Origin of the sequence: Yoonia ponticola, from assembly GCF_014199395.1 — a bacterium.
GTDB classification, from domain to species: domain Bacteria; phylum Pseudomonadota; class Alphaproteobacteria; order Rhodobacterales; family Rhodobacteraceae; genus Yoonia; species Yoonia ponticola.
In genome coordinates, this window is sequence record NZ_JACIJM010000001.1 from 227,676 (window position 1) to 243,268 (window position 15,593).

Consider the following 15,593-nt stretch of genomic DNA (forward strand, 5'->3'; position numbering starts at 1 on the left):
TGGCGCTTACGGCAGTGATGCAATCCGTTCCATCACGAGATCAACCGCCCATTTCGCGTCGACACTCATCGCCACGTCAACAAGGGGACGGGTGTCATCGGCAACTGTCTGACCCATTTGATCGCCACTTAGAACGACCCGCAAGCCAGATTGCTTCATCTCAAAGCGTTCGGGCGCGATGCAAGCGAGCAAAGCTGTCGAATCGTGCATCGGACATCCGTCGAACACGCCAACGGACCGGTAAAAACCGAGATAGAAGTCAGAAATATCGCGAATAAATCCACCAACCTTTGGTGATGTTTCACCCATCACAACAAAGTGTTCGGGCGCCAAAAGCGTAAGCATCGTCGCATTCAGGCCAACCATGACGGTGTGCATGTCAGTCGAGAATACAACGTCAGCCGCTGCGGGATCGTGATAAATATTCGCTTCGGCATAGGGCGAGATATTGCCAGCGCACTCAAACGCGCCGCCCATAATCACAAGGCTTTTGATGTTCTTCGCAAAATCGGGATCCAGCTTGATCGCGTCGGCAATATTAGTCAGTGGACCAATAGCACAAACGACCAGTTCGCCGGCATTTTCCTGGGCCATGCGCACCAGAAATGTGGCGGCATTTTCGTCTTCATTTTGACCTATCTCAGGAATGTCAGCGATAGCGCCAAAACCTTCATCACCGTGAACATTCGCAGACGGTTGATAATCTGTCGCACCAAAGGGAAGTGCTGCACCTTCAGCGACCGGACATTTCGTGCCAAGAAAATCAAGTAGATACCGCGCGTTACGACTGGATTGGTGGACAAACGTATTGCCAAAAATAGTGGTCAGCCCAAGCAGCTCGACATCAGGCAAAGCTGCAGCCAATGCTATCGCTAGCGCATCATCCACGCCCGGATCTGTATCAATTATTAATTTCATATCAAATGCCACCAATTGCGGAGGGGATCAAAGCCCTACCATCTTCAAATTACAAACCTGTCTGATACTTTGCGCCTGATTAACCGCCAGTTTCGGCAGCGATTTGCGCCTTGGATTTGCGACCTCGTTCGGTTTCCGACTTCAACTGCCCGCAGGCGGCCATGATATCTTCGCCGCGCGGCCGGCGTACGGGCGACGAATAGCCAGCGTCATGGATAATGTCCGCAAACTTGCGAATCCGGTTGTTAGACGACCGCTTATAAGGCGCACCGGGCCATTCGTTGAAGGGAATAAGGTTGATCTTGGCCGGAATCCCTTCGATCAGTTTAACCAAACGGTAAGCGTCTTCATCACTGTCATTCACGCCGTCCAGCATCACGTATTCAAAGGTGATACGTTCGGAATTGGATACCTTTGGATACGACCGCAGCGCCTCCAACAGATCAGCCAAAGGCCAGCGTTTGTTGATCGGAACCAGCTTGTCACGCACTTCATCAGTGGTCGCATGAAAGGAAATTGCCAGCTGACAACCGATCTCTTGAGCTGTTCGTGCGATTTCTGGCACGACACCAGACGTCGAGAGCGTAATCCGACGACGCGACAATTGAATGCCGTCAGGGTCCATCGCAATTTTCATCGCATCGCGCACGTTTTCAAAATTATAAAGCGGCTCGCCCATGCCCATTAAAACAATGTTCGACAGCAGGCGAGGGCCGTCAGTACGGGTGCCGTGATCCGGCCATTCATCCAGATCATCGCGAGCAACCAACACTTGTCCGATGATTTCGGCAGATGTCAGGTTGCGAACAAGTTTCTGTGTACCTGTATGGCAGAAGGAACAGGTTAATGTGCAGCCAACTTGGGACGACACGCAAAGTGTGCCACGATCGGTTTCGGGAATATAAACGATCTCAACTTCATGGCCGCCAGCAATGCGAACGAGATACTTGCGCGTGCCATCTTCGGACACCTGCCGCGTCACGACCTCGGGTACGGCGACGACAAAAGTCTCGGTCAGCATCGCACGGTAGTCTTTGGAAAGATTGGTCATTTCCGCGAAGTCACGGACCCCCCAATGGTAAATCCATTGCCAAATCTGGCCCACACGCATCTTCGCTTGTTTCTCAGAGGTGCCAGCTTCGATCAACGCCGTACGCATCTGATCACGCGTCATGCCAACGAGATTCGGCAAACCACCACCGACGTCTTTGCGCGGAATGGTTAACATATCAGGGGTGACGGGGGCCGTAGCGTTCATAATAGAATCTCCAACATTCACGCCCCATATAAACAATAAGCGTCGGTTTCCAATGAAAACCGACGCTTTGTTTCTGTGACGTGTGGTATATCATGTAGATTTAGCAGCAGGGACCGCCCAAATTTTCTCGAAAATTTGTACGATTTTTCGAGAAAAATCGATTACCCCGCGCAGCGACGTTCGGCTTCTTCCACTGCGGCGGTGAAGCCGAGCAGCGAAAACGAGTCGCGTGTGACCGTGCCTCGACCGGAGCGTGCAGTCAGTACAGCGCCTGATCCGCGTTTCATCGCGGCCACGATTTTTGCGTCATCTTCTGGCGTGGCCGGCCACGCCCATTCGCCTTCGGTGAACAATTCAAAGGTTGTTCCGCTGATATCCATAGACGCCGTCGAGCCGCTCGCGAAAGGATAGCCGCCTGTGAATGCAACTTGACCTTGGACTGCCGCACCGGGGCGGTAGAAGACGAACAGCAGAATGTCGCCGCGGCGCACTTCGACAGTGCTGCCATCGCGGCTGTTTACTGTTTCTTTAGGCGCGGACACGCCCCAGCATTCATTTGGGTTATCTTCGACAAACACGCTCCAATCGGTGTTTGCGGCAACCCGATTTGACGATTCCTGTGCGCCGGCCAATGTGCCCGATGCGATCAGGGCTGTTGCCGTCAGGGCGCGTGCGAAATTCTTAAACATAGTGACAGCCTCCAAGCTGTGATTGCCTCTGGATGCCCATCTGGCCGCCAGTACATCTTGGGTGTACCTTTTCGGCTAGCGGGTCGTGTTTCAACTCGATAGGCATAGGGTTAGCAAAAAATCGCCCAGTTGTGAAAGCCTAAAAGGCGACGATGCGGGGCTGTAACACGAGGGACGCAGATGGGTAAGCCAGTTGATTTGATCGAAGTTTGGCGGGGCGACCTGTTAGAATGCATGCACCAAGGCCATGCGGTCGTTTGTGACGAGGCAGGTCAGATCACGCATGCGTGGGGTGATCCCGAAACTGTGATCTATTCGCGGTCGTCATGTAAGATGATCCAAGCGTTGCCGCTTGTCGAAAGCGGTGCTGCCGATGCTTATGGTCTGACCGAAAAACAGTTGGCATTGTCTTGCGCCTCGCACAATGGGTCGGCAATTCACGTCGATGCGGTCAACGCCTGGATGAAAGACATCGGTCTAGGTGAAAGCGATTTCCGTTGTGGGCCGCAGGTGCCGGGCGACGTGGATGTGCGCGATGCGTTGATCCGTGCTGACGAAAAGCCGTGCCGGATTCATAACAATTGTTCAGGAAAACACTCCGGCTTTCTGACGCTGACACAGCACCTCAAGGCTGGTCCAGACTATACACATATCGACCATCCTGTGCAGATCGCCTGCAAAGCCGCGTTCGAAGAAACAACCCAAGAAACGTCCCCGACTTACGGTATCGACGGGTGTTCGGCCCCGAATTTCGCAGGGACGGTTCACGGCCTTGCGCGGTCGATGGCGTTTTATGCCTCGGCCCATACGCGCAGCGACACGCGCTCTAAAGCCGCTGCACGGCTGGCATCCGCGATGATGGCTTATCCTGAGATGGTCGCGGGGGAAACGCGGGCCTGTACGAATTTGATGCGAGCCATGAATGGCAAAGTTGCGGTGAAAACTGGCGCTGAAGGCGTGTTTATCGCAATTATCCCTGAAAAACGCATCGGCGTTGCCCTGAAAATCACCGACGGTGCGACCCGTGCAAGTGAAGCTGCAATTGCCGCGATCCTCGTAAAGCTGGGTGTGCTCGATGCTGCGCACCCCACGGCCAAGTCGTTGATGGCCCCCGATATTCGCAACTGGGACGGCCTTGTCATCGGTCGTATTAACCCTGTTTCTGCCCTGATCTAAGGATTCCCAATGCCGTTCACACTTGCCACTTGGAACATTAACTCTGTCCGCCTACGCGAAGAAATCGTGCTGCGCCTGATGCGTGAACAGGCCCCTGACGTGCTGTGCTTGCAGGAATGCAAAAGCCCGGTCGATAAAATTCCATTGGAGGGGTTTCAGGCGCTTGGCTACACGCACATGGTCGCGCGCGGCCAAAAAGGGTACAATGGCGTAGCAATTCTGTCGAAAATCCCGATGGAGGATGTTTCGGGTTATGATTACGCCGAACTCGGCCACGCCCGTCATGTCGCTGGCAAACTGGCGAACGGCGTGACGATCCACAACTTTTACGTGCCTGCGGGTGGTGACAAACCTGATCGCACAATCAACGAGAAATTTGGCCAAAAACTGGATTATCTGCGGGATATGCAAGCAGGATTTTTGGCTGAAAAACCCGAGCGGGCCATTCTTGTGGGCGACCTGAACATCGCACCACGCGAAGACGATGTCTGGGACCACAAAAAACTGCTCAAGGTGGTCAGCCATACGCCAATTGAGGTCGAAGCGCTTGCTGCGGTGCAAGCCGCTGGCGATTGGGTCGATGTGACGCGGGCGGATATCCCCGAAGGCAAGCTTTATAGCTGGTGGTCATATCGGTCGCCCGATTGGGACACTGCGGATAAAGGGCGCCGCCTAGATCACGTTTGGGCAACGCCGGATATTGCGGGCCTCGCATCGGGCAGCCGCGTTGTGCGTGACGTGCGCGGATGGGAAAAACCTAGCGACCACGCCCCAGTTTTTGCAACGTTCGACGTGTAGCGCGGGGCGAATTTTCGCGAAAATTCGGGTTGGGGGCCAGCCCCCAATCCCCGGGATTTAGAGAAAGCCAAAGAAACACGGCAAATGGCCTGTTTATGATTGTCGCGATTGCCCCTTGGTCTTTGCGCACAAGCCTCCATATATAGTCCAATCGATCCATAGGAGAACCCGATGCTAGAGCTTGGCACGACACCAACCGCCGCCCCCGCTGCTGATTTGATTATTGATGGCACCGATGCGACCTTTATGCAGGACGTGATTGAGGCGTCGCAAACGGTTCCGGTGATCGTGGATTTCTGGGCAACTTGGTGCGGACCATGCAAAACCCTCGGGCCTGCGATTGAAGCAGCTGTTACGGCTGCTGGCGGGCGCGTGAAACTGGTTAAAATTGATGTGGACGCGAACCCTGGCTACGCGGGCCAGTTGCGGGTTCAATCGATCCCGACAGTATTTGCGTTTCATGAAGGCCAGCCCGTTGATGGATTTCAAGGTGCATTGCCACCGTCGGAGATACAGGCATTTGTTGATAAAGTCGCGGCATTAGGCGGTGAACCGGACAATGGGCTTGCTGATGCAGTTGAAGCTGCAGAGCAAATGTTGGCGGATGGTGACGCCGCTGATGCTGCCGAAACATTCGCAGCGATCTTGCAAGAAGACCCGGCACACGGGGGCGCTTATGCGGGCTTGGTCAGGTCCCATCTTGCGCTTGGCGATGTTGATCAAGCAGAGGCCGTGCTGAACGGCGCACCTGCAGAGATTTCGACGGATGTGCAGCTAGAAGCAGCGCACGCCCAAGTGGTTCTTGCCCGCGAGGCAGAAAATGCGGGCCCCGTTGCGGAATTGGCAGAAGCTGTAGAGGCTAATCCTGACGATCATCAGGCCCGGTTTGACCTCGCTGTTGCGCAACATGCCAATGGTGATGCCGAGGCCGCAGTTGCGACCCTGTTAGAGTTATTTCGCAGGGACCGAGAATGGAATGATGGTGCTGCCCGCACGCAATTGTTCAAGTTATTTGATGCCCTGCCAGCAAACGATCCCGTCGTTCTGAACGGGCGTCGGAAATTGTCGTCTTTAATATTTGCTTGATCCGGTATTCGACCTACTTTGGTGATAATGAATAAACATGACCTTCCCGACACCATTCCGGTGTTCCCTTTGCCCGGTGCGCTTTTGCTGCCGCGATCCCGTTTGCCGTTACATTTGTTTGAACCACGTTATCTAGCAATGATGGATGATGTGTTAAAAACGGAAAATCGTTTAATCGGGATGGTGCAACCCCTTGAAGTGTCCGGAGAAATGGATGCAGCGAAACCTGTTCCGCTGCACCGGATTGGCTGCGCTGGACGCTTGACCTCGTTTTCTGAGACCGAAGACGGGCGTTACATGGTGACATTGTCAGGCGTGTCTCGGTTCCGTATTTCCGAAGAAGTCGACGGGTTCGCCCCATATCGTCGCTGTCGCGTGACGTGGGACGAGTTTGACCGAGATTTGGGGTCGACAGAAATGGACGAAGGCTTTGATCGCGCTGCGTTTTTATCGTCATTGGGGCGGTTCTTTGATGATCAGGGCCTCAAAACCGATTGGGAATCTTTGAGCGAAGCAGAGGATGAATTGTTGATCAATTCTCTGTCGATGTTGTGCCCTTTTGAACCCGAGGATAAACAGGCCTTGCTTGAGGCGCCGACGCTCAAAACCCGTAGAGAAACGTTAACCACGTTGATTGAATTCGCACTGCGCGGCGGATCAGTAGAGGAAAGAATGCAATGATGGCTGGTCAGTTTGATCCGAAAATGCTCGAGGCGTTGGTATGTCCCGAGACGCGCAACACCTTGAAATATGATGCAGACAAGCAGGAATTGATTTCAGAGAATGCTGGTCTTGCCTTTCCTATTCGCGGCGGCATCCCGGTAATGTTGGTCGACGAGGCGCGCATTTTAGCGGATTAGCCCGCGTTTACGAAATATTTCTGTTTTTAGCGTCTCTTAGGTTGAGTTGCCAAAGGGGATTCGAAATGAGAAATATGCATCCGGCTGATGAATTGGCCGTGATCCGCACCGATATACGCAAGCTTCGCGAACGCGAGGATTTCTTGTGCAAGGGGTTCGTATCGCTGCGGTTTTCGACGCAAGGTGTTGATACGCTCGCGACAACGAAAATCGTAAAAGAGCGGCGTTTGCGTCAGGAACTGCTTCCTAAAAATCTGCTCAAAGATCCGGAGTTGTGGGAGACTAAGGTCACACGTCACGTGCACCTGAACACGTTGAGGTGTGGTCGCACACCGCTACCTGCCTGCAATATGGACGCGACATATGACGTGATCGAGCAGTTCTAATTTTTCATCAATTTCGGCAGTTCACCGGTCAATCCGGCGGCCTCGCGTATAAAGCTGCGGCGCAAGGCGGGCGCTTTGTTGATCAATCCCATGCCGATATCGCGTGCCGTGCGCAGTAAAGGGTTATCGTTCGAAAACAATTTGTTGAACGTATCTGTGGCAACGGCGAGCGTCGCGGTATCGAACCTGCGCCATTGTTGATAGCGGGACAGTGGCTGGGCGCCGCCGATATCTTCGCCACGTGCGCGCGCTTCCGTTAGAACTTGGGCAAGGGCCGCCACATCACGCAATCCGGCATTCAGACCCTGACCTGCGATAGGATGCACACCGTGCGCTGCATCACCAACCAACGCGATACGATCCGCAATGAAGCGATCGGCAAGCGATAATCCAAGGGGGTAGGTAAATCGTTGCCCGACAAGTGAAATATCACCAAGGAAATCCCCGAATGCAGGTCGCAACGCATCAAGAAAACCAGCGTCATCGGCAGCCATAATCGCGGCAGCGCGTTCCGTCGTTTCTGACCAGACAATAGACGACCGATTACCCGTCAGAGGCAAAATAGCTAGCGGCCCGCCGGGCATAAAGAACTGATGCGCAATACCATTGTGCGGCTTCGCATGAGCAACAGCGCATACGATAGCGGTCTGATCATAACCCCATGCGGTCCGTTTAATCCCAGCGCGTTCAGCTGTCCCACTACGACGTCCATCGGAACCAACCAGCACGCGACCCGCGACATGTTTCCCGCTCGCCAAGGTTACATCGACACCAGCTGCGGTCACATTCTGTCCCACAACGGTTTCACCCGAAAGCTGTGTAATCAGAGGTTGATCCGCCATCGCGTCCAAAAACGCATGCCGCAGATACCTATCCTCGACCATGTAACCCATTGGGCCTTCTTCGATTTCCGCGTGATCAAAGTGCATCATCCAAGGCGAAGGCCCTTCGCCCGCGCGTCCATCTGAGACCTTGATTTCCAACATGGGTTGGGCGCTATCCACAATCGCATCCCACACGCCTATCTTGCGCAGAAGCCGCATTGAGGTCAGGGCCAGCGCATAGGATCGGCCGTCAAAATCCCGTTCTTTGCGCGTGTCTTCGGGCAGTGTATCGATGATCGTGACCGAAAACCCCGCCTTCGCTGCCGCCAACGCCAAGGCCGGTCCGTTCAATCCGCCGCCCACGATAATCAGATCATTTTCCATGCCTTTCAATATGATGCTCGTGTCGGGATTGTCCATGCGCCGTGTGGTCGCTACCGTTGCGAAAACGCAAGGGAGAACGGCGATGCAAGATTGGCTTTGGATGACGGCTGCGGACTTGGGGCGTGGTATTGCGGCTGAAGCGATTGATCCGGTTGAGCTAACCGAAACCTACCTTGCGGCCATTGATGCACACCCGATGCGCGACCGGATTTATGCGCGTGTCACACATGATCGTGCGCGTGGCGAAGCGAAAGCCGCGAGCAAACGGGTCGCGTCAGGCGCACGCCGTTCACCGCTCGACGGGGTGCCCGTGTCGTGGAAGGACCTGTTCGATACGGCGGGCACTGCGACCGAAGCGGGCACTAAACTGATGGAAGGTCGCGTGCCTGATGCCGACGCCGAGGTCTTGCAAAACGCGACCGCTGCGGGACTTGTTTGCTTGGGTAAAACCCACATGTCCGAAATCGCGTTTTCCGGGCTTGGACTAAACCCGATGACCGCTACACCACCTTGCAAGAACGACGCAGAAGCCGTGCCCGGCGGGTCGTCCAGTGGCGCGGCGGCGTCGGTTGCATTCGGGCTTGCGGCCGCTGGGATCGGGTCCGACACGGGCGGATCGGTGCGCATTCCGTCCGCTTGGAACGACCTTATTGGGCTAAAAACCAGCCATGGTTTGCTTAGCCTTCGTGGAACTGTTCCGCTGTGCCAAACCTTTGACACCGTAGGGCCGCTGTGCCGCTCTGTCGAGGATGCAAATTTGTTGTTCGCATGTCTTGGCGGGACTAAACCTGTTGATCTGACACAGACATCGCTTGATGGCATGCGCTTTGCAATTCTCGACACAATCGCGATGCAAGACCTGCGCGATACTCCGAAAGCCGCATTTGAAAGCGCGGTATCTGACCTGCAAGCGGCGGGGGCTACGATCACGTATCACACCTTCCCGATGTTGACCCAAGCCTTTGATGTCGCAGGAACCCTATATGCGGGTGATAGCTACGGTTGGTGGCGCGAAAAGGTCGAAGCCGCGCCAGAAAAGATGTTCCCGCAGATTTTGGAGCGTGTGCGCGGCGGCAAGTCGGTCTTGGCGTCCGAATACCTTGCTGGTTGGAATGTGCTGCGCGATATCCGGGCCGCTTTCCAGACCGCGTTTGCTGGATTTGATGCTGTGATTATGCCGACGGCGCCCAATTTGCCGCCAAACGCTAACCGACTTTTAACGGATGATGCTTATTACAAAACGGAAAATCTGCTTGCTTTGCGTAACACACGGATCGCTAACTTACTTGACCTGACGTCGCTGACTTTACCAACAAAAACGCCGTCCTGCGGGCTGTTACTCAACACGCCAAAGCATTGCGAGGCCCGTTTATTGCGGATCGGCACGGCGGTTGAGGCGGCGCTCGCTTAGGGCAGGACCCAAAAGACACAATTGCGATGCACCATGCCATAATTTGCCCAAGCTATTCTGGACACAACCCCAACCCTGCGGCTACGTTGGACAAAAGCGGGGCGCAATGATCCCGCGCATGAGGCAATAATGGTATACCCAGAGCGGTTTTCTTCCCTTCCGGAAGCGACGTGGCCCCGTTTGCGCGGGCTACTCGATCACCGGACGCCGGGCGGCGAGGTCATTAACATGACTATCGGCGAACCGCAGCATGATTTCCCCAGCTTTGTGGGCCCTCTGTTGACGCAGCATATGGGCGATTTCCGCAAGTATCCCAACAATAACGGGACCGTAGCGTTACTTGATGCGATCACGCAGTGGCTTGATCGACGCTATAGAGTGACGGTGAAGCCTGAAAATATCTTAACGCTAAACGGCACTCGTGAAGGTTTGTTTAACGCGGCTCTTGCGCTTGGACCCGAAACAAAAAATGGCAAACAGCCCGTCATTTTGTCGCCAAACCCGTTTTATCCGGCCTATTCTGCCGCTGCGAATGCAATTGGAGCAGAGGCAATTTTCGTTCCCGCGACTGATGAAACTGGCCACCTGCCGGATTACGCAGCCATGCCAGAGGATATCTTGGAACGGACGACGATCGCCTACATCTGCTCGCCTGCAAACCCACAAGGTGCAGTTGCCGACCCGGCATATTGGACGCAACTGATTGGTTTGGCCGAGAAATACGACTTCAAAATTTTCGCGGACGAATGCTATTCCGAGATTTACCGCGACACCCCGCCAACGGGTGCGTTGGAAATGGCGCAACGCTTGGGCTGTGATCCGGACCGCGTGATGATTTTTCATTCGCTGTCGAAACGATCAAATCTTGCAGGCCTGCGGTCTGGTTTTTGTGCTGGCGGGTTGGAAAGCATTCGCCGGATGCGTCAGTTGCGTGCCTATGCAGGTGCGCCGCAGCCAGAACCGTTGCAAGCCGTCGCTGCCGCCGCGTGGCTGGACGAGGCGCATGTGATTGAGAACCGCGCACTGTACCAACAAAAGTATAAAATTGCAGACCAGATCATGGGCGACGTGCCGGGATATATGTCTCCTGCCGCTGGATTTTTTCTGTGGCTACCAGTGCAAAACGGTGAAGAAGCAGCCGTGAAGCTGTGGGAAGAAACAGGCGTCCGCACCTTGCCGGGTGCGTATTTGGCGCGCGATTTCAACGGTGTAAATCCAGCTGATCAATTTTTACGGGTCGCCATGGTGGCCCCAACACAAGAAGTGCAGCGCGGTCTAACGGCCCTCCGCGACTGTCTCTACGACTGAGGGAATAACGATGGCATCTTATCAGGCACGCAAACGCGACCCACTTTTGGATAGCGACACGCAGGCAGTGATCGAAAAACGCAGCAAGGAATTGCTAGGTTTTGCGTTGATCGCTGTAGGATTGCTGTGCGCGGCAATGATCTGGAGCTTCTCTCCGAGTGATCCATCATGGATTTCCGCCACCGACGCGCCCGTGCAAAACTGGTTGGGCCAATCTGGTGCATCAATTGCTGCGCCGTTGATGATGATCGTGGGCAAAGGCGCTTGGATGATCCCGCTCGCATTGATCGCGTGGGGCCTGCGCTTTGCGTTGCACTACGGCCACGACCGCGCAATGGGCCGCGCCGTTTTCGTCCCAATCGCCGTGGCTGTTGGGTCGCTCTACGCCGCGACTTTGGTGCCGAGCGCAAACTGGCCGCCGAACTTTGGCCTTGGTGGCCTGTTTGGTGACACCGTGTTGGGCGTGACGTTGCAAATCCTGATCCCGCTGGGCGCACCTTTCGCGCTCAAGTTATTGTCATTGATTTTGGCTATTTGCCTGATTGCGATGACGGCGTTTACCTTAGGCTTCGTGAAAGAAGAAATCCGCACCGGCATTCGTTTCATGTTCTTGGGCGTCGTGATGGCTTACGCGCTATTGCTGCGGGCAGTGGGGCAGGGGGCCGCCGTGTCCGCGAAAGCTGCAAGCGGTGTTGGGTCCACCATTGCCGCCAAACGCGAAGCGTCGCGTGCGCATCGCGAAGCGATGGCATTAGCCGCCGCTGAAGAAGCCGAAGCCGCTGCATTGATCCCCGTTCCGATTATGCCAATCGCCGCCGGCGAGATGACAAAACGCCCGACGTCTGTGGTCCGTGCGACCACGCCGATGCCGACAGACACAGCCCGCAAAATGCCACCAATGCCGGGCAGCCATGTGGCCGAACCGCCAATGGCGGCACCTGTTGCCGCTGCCGTGGCTGAGCCGAAACTGGCCGCACCTGTCCGCGACGCGGCACCGCAACCCACTGGTTTTCTTGCCGGATTGCTGAAGCGCAATGCGCCAGAACCTGCTGTGGAAGACGCACCAGCAGCCCCAGAAGACCGTGTGTCCGCACGTATTGCCGACGCTGTACGCTCACGCAAAGGCCCTGCGCCGATTACCGAATTGGGTACGCGGATCGAGCCGTCATTAACCAAGGGTCGCGGCCCACAGCCGATGATCTTGAACACCGCCCCGCGCACATTGCCGCCCCTCCCAGAAGACGTACCGATGGTCGAGGCGGGTTTTATGGACGCGCCTGTCGATGACCCCGTGATTGAACAGTACATCGAACCCGCAGAGGCAGCGCAGCCCGTTCGTCCGGTTCTGCAACGCAACTTTGCACCTGTTCAGGACCCGATTGAGGAACCCGCGATCAAGCGCGTTGAAGTTCCTGCGCAGGAAGCCAAAAAGGTCGTACAGCACCCGTTGAAGCGCGACAGCTTGCCGTCCAAGCAAGCACTGCGCGAAAGCCAGCCCGCATTGGCGCTGGAAGAGAACAAATACGCGGGCTTCGAGATGCCGCCACTCAGCTTATTGCGCGGGCCCGAAACAATTGAACGTTATGTTTTATCCGACGAGGCGCTGGAAGAAAACGCGCGTATGCTTGAATCCGTGCTGGATGACTACGGCGTCAAAGGTGAAATCGTATCAGTCCGTCCGGGTCCGGTTGTGACGATGTACGAACTTGAACCGGCCGCCGGCCTGAAAGCGTCGCGCGTGATCGGCTTAGCCGACGATATCGCGCGGTCAATGTCTGCGCTGTCCGCGCGCGTTTCGACGATCCCCGGTCGATCTGTTATTGGCATCGAATTGCCGAACGAAAAGCGCGAAATGGTTGTGCTGCGCGAAATGCTGTCAGCGCGCGATTTTGGCGATAGCAGCATGAAGCTGCCGCTCGCGCTTGGGAAAGATATCGGTGGCGAGCCGATCATCGCGAACCTTGCGAAGATGCCACACCTCTTGATTGCGGGCACGACCGGTTCCGGTAAATCTGTCGCGATCAACACGATGATCTTGTCGTTGCTTTACAAGCTGTCGCCGGAAGATTGCCGGATGATCATGATCGATCCCAAAATGCTCGAATTGTCCGTCTATGACGGTATCCCGCACCTGCTGTCCCCCGTTGTGACTGACCCGAAAAAAGCGGTCGTTGCCCTGAAATGGGTCGTGGGCGAGATGGAAGAACGCTACCGCAAGATGTCCAAAATGGGCGTGCGGAACATCGACGGCTATAACGGTCGCGTGCGCGAGGCATTGGGCAAGGACGAAATGTTCAGCCGTACCGTGCAAACTGGTTTCGACGATGAAACTGGCGATCCGGTTTTTGAGACAGAAGAATTCAAGCCCGAAGTGCTGCCATATATCGTCGTCGTCGTCGACGAGATGGCCGACCTGATGATGGTCGCTGGTAAAGAAATCGAAGCTTGCATCCAGCGGCTTGCGCAGATGGCGCGTGCCTCGGGCATCCACTTGATCATGGCGACACAGCGTCCATCCGTGGACGTTATTACTGGAACGATCAAAGCCAACTTCCCAACGCGAATTTCTTTCCAAGTGACCTCGAAGATCGACAGTCGCACCATTCTTGGTGAAATGGGCGCGGAACAACTGCTGGGTATGGGCGATATGCTTTATATGGCTGGCGGCGGCAAAATCAGCCGTATCCACGGACCGTTCTGTTCGGATGAAGAAGTCGAAGAAATCGTGAACCATCTCAAAGGGTTCGGTCCACCAGAATATATGTCTGGCGTGATCGAAGGCCCAGAAGACGGCAAAAGCAGCGACATCGACATGGTTCTGGGGCTGGGTGACGGGTCAGATAGCGAAAATGCACTATACGACACGGCTGTGGCGATTGTGATTAAAGACCGTAAATGCTCGACCTCATACATCCAGCGCAAACTGGCGATTGGCTATAACAAAGCCGCGAGGCTTGTAGAGCAAATGGAAGACGAAGGGGTCGTATCCTCGGCGAACCATGTGGGCAAACGCGAGATTTTGGTGCCTGAACAGCACTAAGAATGAGTTGTTATGGCGAAATGAAGATAGGGCGGGGCGCGTAATGCGTCCCGTTTTTCTTTGTTTTAAAGGGTGTTACGGCAGATCAACGGCGTGTTATCGCTTATCATCTGGCGCGAAGCCATTGTTGTTCTTATGTCCTTGGGTGAAACAGTGCCCGACAACAGATAGGTAGCTTTATGAAACGACGTGATTTTCTGACCATTGGTGTCGCAGCGCTTGCCACACCTGCATTGGTGACATCAGCAAGTGCGCAACAATTGTCACTGGGCGAAGTGTCCGGATATCTGAACCAACTGGTGACGGCCCAAGGTGGTTTTACGCAGATCAATGGCGACGGTACATTGTCCACAGGCCAGATTTACATCAAACGGCCGGGTCGTATTCGGTTCGAGTATAACGCGCCTGACAATTCGCTGATGGTTGCTGGTGGCGGGCAGGTCGCGATCTTTGATCCGCGTTCGAATACGGCGCCGGACCGGTATCCGCTGAACCAGACACCGTTGAGCATTATTCTGGAAAGTAATGTCGATTTGGCGCAGCGCCGGATGGTGACGGGCCACACATCAGACGGGACCACGACGACCATCACTGCGCAAGACCCGGATCATCCGGAGTACGGCAACATCCAACTGGTGTTCACAGCGAACCCAGTTGAGCTGCGCCAGTGGGTTGTGACTGATGATACGGGTGGGCAGACCACGGTGATCTTGAACGACGTTGTGCCGGGGGCTTCGATTGGTGAAGCCAAGTTCAATATTGTGGGTGAGATGCGCAGTCGCGGGTTTGAATAACCCATCCAGACTATAGGCAATAAAAAGCCCGCGCATATGACGCGGGCTTTTTTGTTATAACTTGCCGCAGGCGTGAAGCTGGGCGTTGTAAGTGACCGCCCGCTGTTCGACTTCGCCAGCGATCCGGATCAGCCACGGTTTCGCCCGCCATGTGCCACGCATGTAACCGCTGCGCCCGTCGTGATAGGCCAAATACTGGTTGCGCGTGTCGCCCAAAGGAACACCCGTTTCGCGCACGGTCGCAGTCATATACCAGCCCATAAAGTCGGTGGCGTCATGAATGCTTTCGCGGCTGGACCTGCGCCCGCCTTCTTGGTCTTGGTATTCGTCCCAAGTACCATCCAGCGCTTGAGAATAACCCAGCGCGGAGGATTGCCGCCCAATCGGGATCACACCCAGCGCATATTGATGCGGTGGTCGGTTGTTCGAGATGAATTTACTCTCTTGGTAAATCATCGCCATAATTGTCGGTACGGGAACACCCCACTTGCGTTGGGTTGCTTTGAAGGCCCGCAAATATTCGGGTCGTTCGTTCACAATGGCACATGCGTTGTCTAGCTCGCGCGGGGCTGAACCGTATCCACCAGCGGAACAGCTGCCTAACAGAGCTAAAAGAACCATTGCGCGGAAGAAACTGCTCATTGCCTCACGCCTATCTTTT

General features: G+C 55.2%; 15 protein-coding genes. 10 read left to right on the top strand and 5 right to left on the bottom strand.

The window, feature by feature from the left end; genetic code table 11:
• Nucleotides 1-6 precede the first annotated feature (6 nt).
• From FHS72_RS01115 to FHS72_RS01125, 3 genes are all read right to left on the bottom strand, one after another.
• On the bottom strand, nucleotides 7-918 hold the full coding sequence (locus tag FHS72_RS01115) for a nucleoside hydrolase (RefSeq protein ID WP_183524275.1): 912 nt from the start codon (nucleotides 916-918) through the stop codon (nucleotides 7-9).
• 79 nt (nucleotides 919-997) lie between these two features.
• A complete protein-coding gene (gene rlmN / locus FHS72_RS01120; RefSeq protein WP_183524278.1) occupies nucleotides 998-2,176 on the bottom strand; it encodes a dual-specificity RNA methyltransferase RlmN in 1,179 nt (392 codons plus the stop codon).
• A gap of 161 nt (nucleotides 2,177-2,337) precedes the next feature.
• On the bottom strand, nucleotides 2,338-2,865 hold the full coding sequence (locus FHS72_RS01125; RefSeq protein WP_183524281.1) for an invasion associated locus B family protein: 528 nt from the start codon (nucleotides 2,863-2,865) through the stop codon (nucleotides 2,338-2,340).
• Between the two features lie 180 nt (nucleotides 2,866-3,045).
• Here FHS72_RS01125 and FHS72_RS01130 point away from each other — a divergent pair, with 180 nt between their 5' ends.
• From FHS72_RS01130 to FHS72_RS01155, 6 genes are all read left to right on the top strand, one after another.
• Entirely contained in the window at nucleotides 3,046-4,041 is a 996-nt protein-coding gene (locus FHS72_RS01130; protein WP_183524284.1) for an asparaginase, read from the top strand.
• 9 nt (nucleotides 4,042-4,050) lie between these two features.
• On the top strand, nucleotides 4,051-4,839 hold the full coding sequence (locus FHS72_RS01135; RefSeq protein ID WP_183524287.1) for an exodeoxyribonuclease III: 789 nt from the start codon (nucleotides 4,051-4,053) through the stop codon (nucleotides 4,837-4,839).
• Between the two features lie 171 nt (nucleotides 4,840-5,010).
• Nucleotides 5,011-5,925 (top strand): thioredoxin family protein, encoded by a 915-nt coding sequence (locus FHS72_RS01140; RefSeq protein WP_183524289.1) that lies wholly within the window; start codon nucleotides 5,011-5,013, stop codon nucleotides 5,923-5,925.
• 27 nt (nucleotides 5,926-5,952) lie between these two features.
• Nucleotides 5,953-6,606, top strand: coding sequence for an LON peptidase substrate-binding domain-containing protein (locus FHS72_RS01145; protein WP_221235302.1), 654 nt, complete (start codon nucleotides 5,953-5,955; stop codon nucleotides 6,604-6,606).
• The gene (locus FHS72_RS01150; RefSeq protein WP_183524292.1) at nucleotides 6,603-6,785 is read left to right on the top strand and encodes a Trm112 family protein; all 183 of its coding nucleotides are present in this window, start codon (nucleotides 6,603-6,605) and stop codon (nucleotides 6,783-6,785) included. Before FHS72_RS01145 ends, FHS72_RS01150 begins: the two co-directional genes overlap by 4 nt.
• Nucleotides 6,786-6,850: 65 nt before the next feature.
• Nucleotides 6,851-7,171 carry a hypothetical protein gene (locus tag FHS72_RS01155; protein ID WP_183524294.1) on the top strand — a complete coding sequence of 107 codons (321 nt, stop codon included), beginning with the start codon at nucleotides 6,851-6,853 and terminating at the stop codon, nucleotides 7,169-7,171.
• Here the strand turns inward: FHS72_RS01155 and FHS72_RS01160 are convergent.
• Nucleotides 7,168-8,415: a UbiH/UbiF/VisC/COQ6 family ubiquinone biosynthesis hydroxylase gene (locus FHS72_RS01160; protein WP_183524296.1), complete on the bottom strand. Its 1,248-nt coding sequence runs from the start codon at nucleotides 8,413-8,415 to the stop codon at nucleotides 7,168-7,170. The genes FHS72_RS01155 and FHS72_RS01160 overlap by 4 nt on opposite strands.
• A 46-nt stretch (nucleotides 8,416-8,461) precedes the next feature.
• Between FHS72_RS01160 and FHS72_RS01165 the strand changes: the two genes are divergently transcribed.
• From FHS72_RS01165 to FHS72_RS01180, 4 genes are all read left to right on the top strand, one after another.
• Nucleotides 8,462-9,790 carry an amidase gene (locus FHS72_RS01165; RefSeq protein ID WP_183524299.1) on the top strand — a complete coding sequence of 443 codons (1,329 nt, stop codon included), beginning with the start codon at nucleotides 8,462-8,464 and terminating at the stop codon, nucleotides 9,788-9,790.
• Between the two features lie 129 nt (nucleotides 9,791-9,919).
• A complete protein-coding gene (locus tag FHS72_RS01170) occupies nucleotides 9,920-11,098 on the top strand; it encodes an aminotransferase class I/II-fold pyridoxal phosphate-dependent enzyme (RefSeq protein WP_183524302.1) in 1,179 nt (392 codons plus the stop codon).
• A gap of 10 nt (nucleotides 11,099-11,108) precedes the next feature.
• Complete coding sequence (locus FHS72_RS01175) at nucleotides 11,109-14,138, top strand: DNA translocase FtsK (RefSeq protein WP_183524305.1); 3,030 nt, start codon at nucleotides 11,109-11,111, stop codon at nucleotides 14,136-14,138.
• A gap of 179 nt (nucleotides 14,139-14,317) precedes the next feature.
• Complete coding sequence (locus FHS72_RS01180; RefSeq protein WP_183524308.1) at nucleotides 14,318-14,932, top strand: LolA family protein; 615 nt, start codon at nucleotides 14,318-14,320, stop codon at nucleotides 14,930-14,932.
• 54 nt (nucleotides 14,933-14,986) lie between these two features.
• Here FHS72_RS01180 and FHS72_RS01185 read toward each other — a convergent pair whose 3' ends face one another.
• Nucleotides 14,987-15,574: a transglycosylase SLT domain-containing protein gene (locus FHS72_RS01185; protein ID WP_183524311.1), complete on the bottom strand. Its 588-nt coding sequence runs from the start codon at nucleotides 15,572-15,574 to the stop codon at nucleotides 14,987-14,989.
• Nucleotides 15,575-15,593: the final 19 nt, after the last annotated feature.

Coding starts and splice junctions, on each gene's coding strand:
- FHS72_RS01160 (WP_183524296.1), bottom strand. CDS start 8,415: ATGGACAATCCCGACACGAGCATCATATTGAAAGGCATGGAAAATGAT.
- FHS72_RS01165 (WP_183524299.1), top strand. CDS start 8,462: ATGCAAGATTGGCTTTGGATGACGGCTGCGGACTTGGGGCGTGGTATT.
- FHS72_RS01140 (WP_183524289.1), top strand. CDS start 5,011: ATGCTAGAGCTTGGCACGACACCAACCGCCGCCCCCGCTGCTGATTTG.
- FHS72_RS01115 (WP_183524275.1), bottom strand. CDS start 918: ATGAAATTAATAATTGATACAGATCCGGGCGTGGATGATGCGCTAGCG.
- FHS72_RS01145 (WP_221235302.1), top strand. CDS start 5,953: ATGAATAAACATGACCTTCCCGACACCATTCCGGTGTTCCCTTTGCCC.
- rlmN (WP_183524278.1), bottom strand. CDS start 2,176: ATGAACGCTACGGCCCCCGTCACCCCTGATATGTTAACCATTCCGCGC.
- FHS72_RS01175 (WP_183524305.1), top strand. CDS start 11,109: ATGGCATCTTATCAGGCACGCAAACGCGACCCACTTTTGGATAGCGAC.
- FHS72_RS01130 (WP_183524284.1), top strand. CDS start 3,046: ATGGGTAAGCCAGTTGATTTGATCGAAGTTTGGCGGGGCGACCTGTTA.
- FHS72_RS01170 (WP_183524302.1), top strand. CDS start 9,920: ATGGTATACCCAGAGCGGTTTTCTTCCCTTCCGGAAGCGACGTGGCCC.
- FHS72_RS01150 (WP_183524292.1), top strand. CDS start 6,603: ATGATGGCTGGTCAGTTTGATCCGAAAATGCTCGAGGCGTTGGTATGT.
- FHS72_RS01180 (WP_183524308.1), top strand. CDS start 14,318: ATGAAACGACGTGATTTTCTGACCATTGGTGTCGCAGCGCTTGCCACA.
- FHS72_RS01125 (WP_183524281.1), bottom strand. CDS start 2,865: ATGTTTAAGAATTTCGCACGCGCCCTGACGGCAACAGCCCTGATCGCA.
- FHS72_RS01155 (WP_183524294.1), top strand. CDS start 6,851: ATGAGAAATATGCATCCGGCTGATGAATTGGCCGTGATCCGCACCGAT.
- FHS72_RS01135 (WP_183524287.1), top strand. CDS start 4,051: ATGCCGTTCACACTTGCCACTTGGAACATTAACTCTGTCCGCCTACGC.
- FHS72_RS01185 (WP_183524311.1), bottom strand. CDS start 15,574: ATGAGCAGTTTCTTCCGCGCAATGGTTCTTTTAGCTCTGTTAGGCAGC.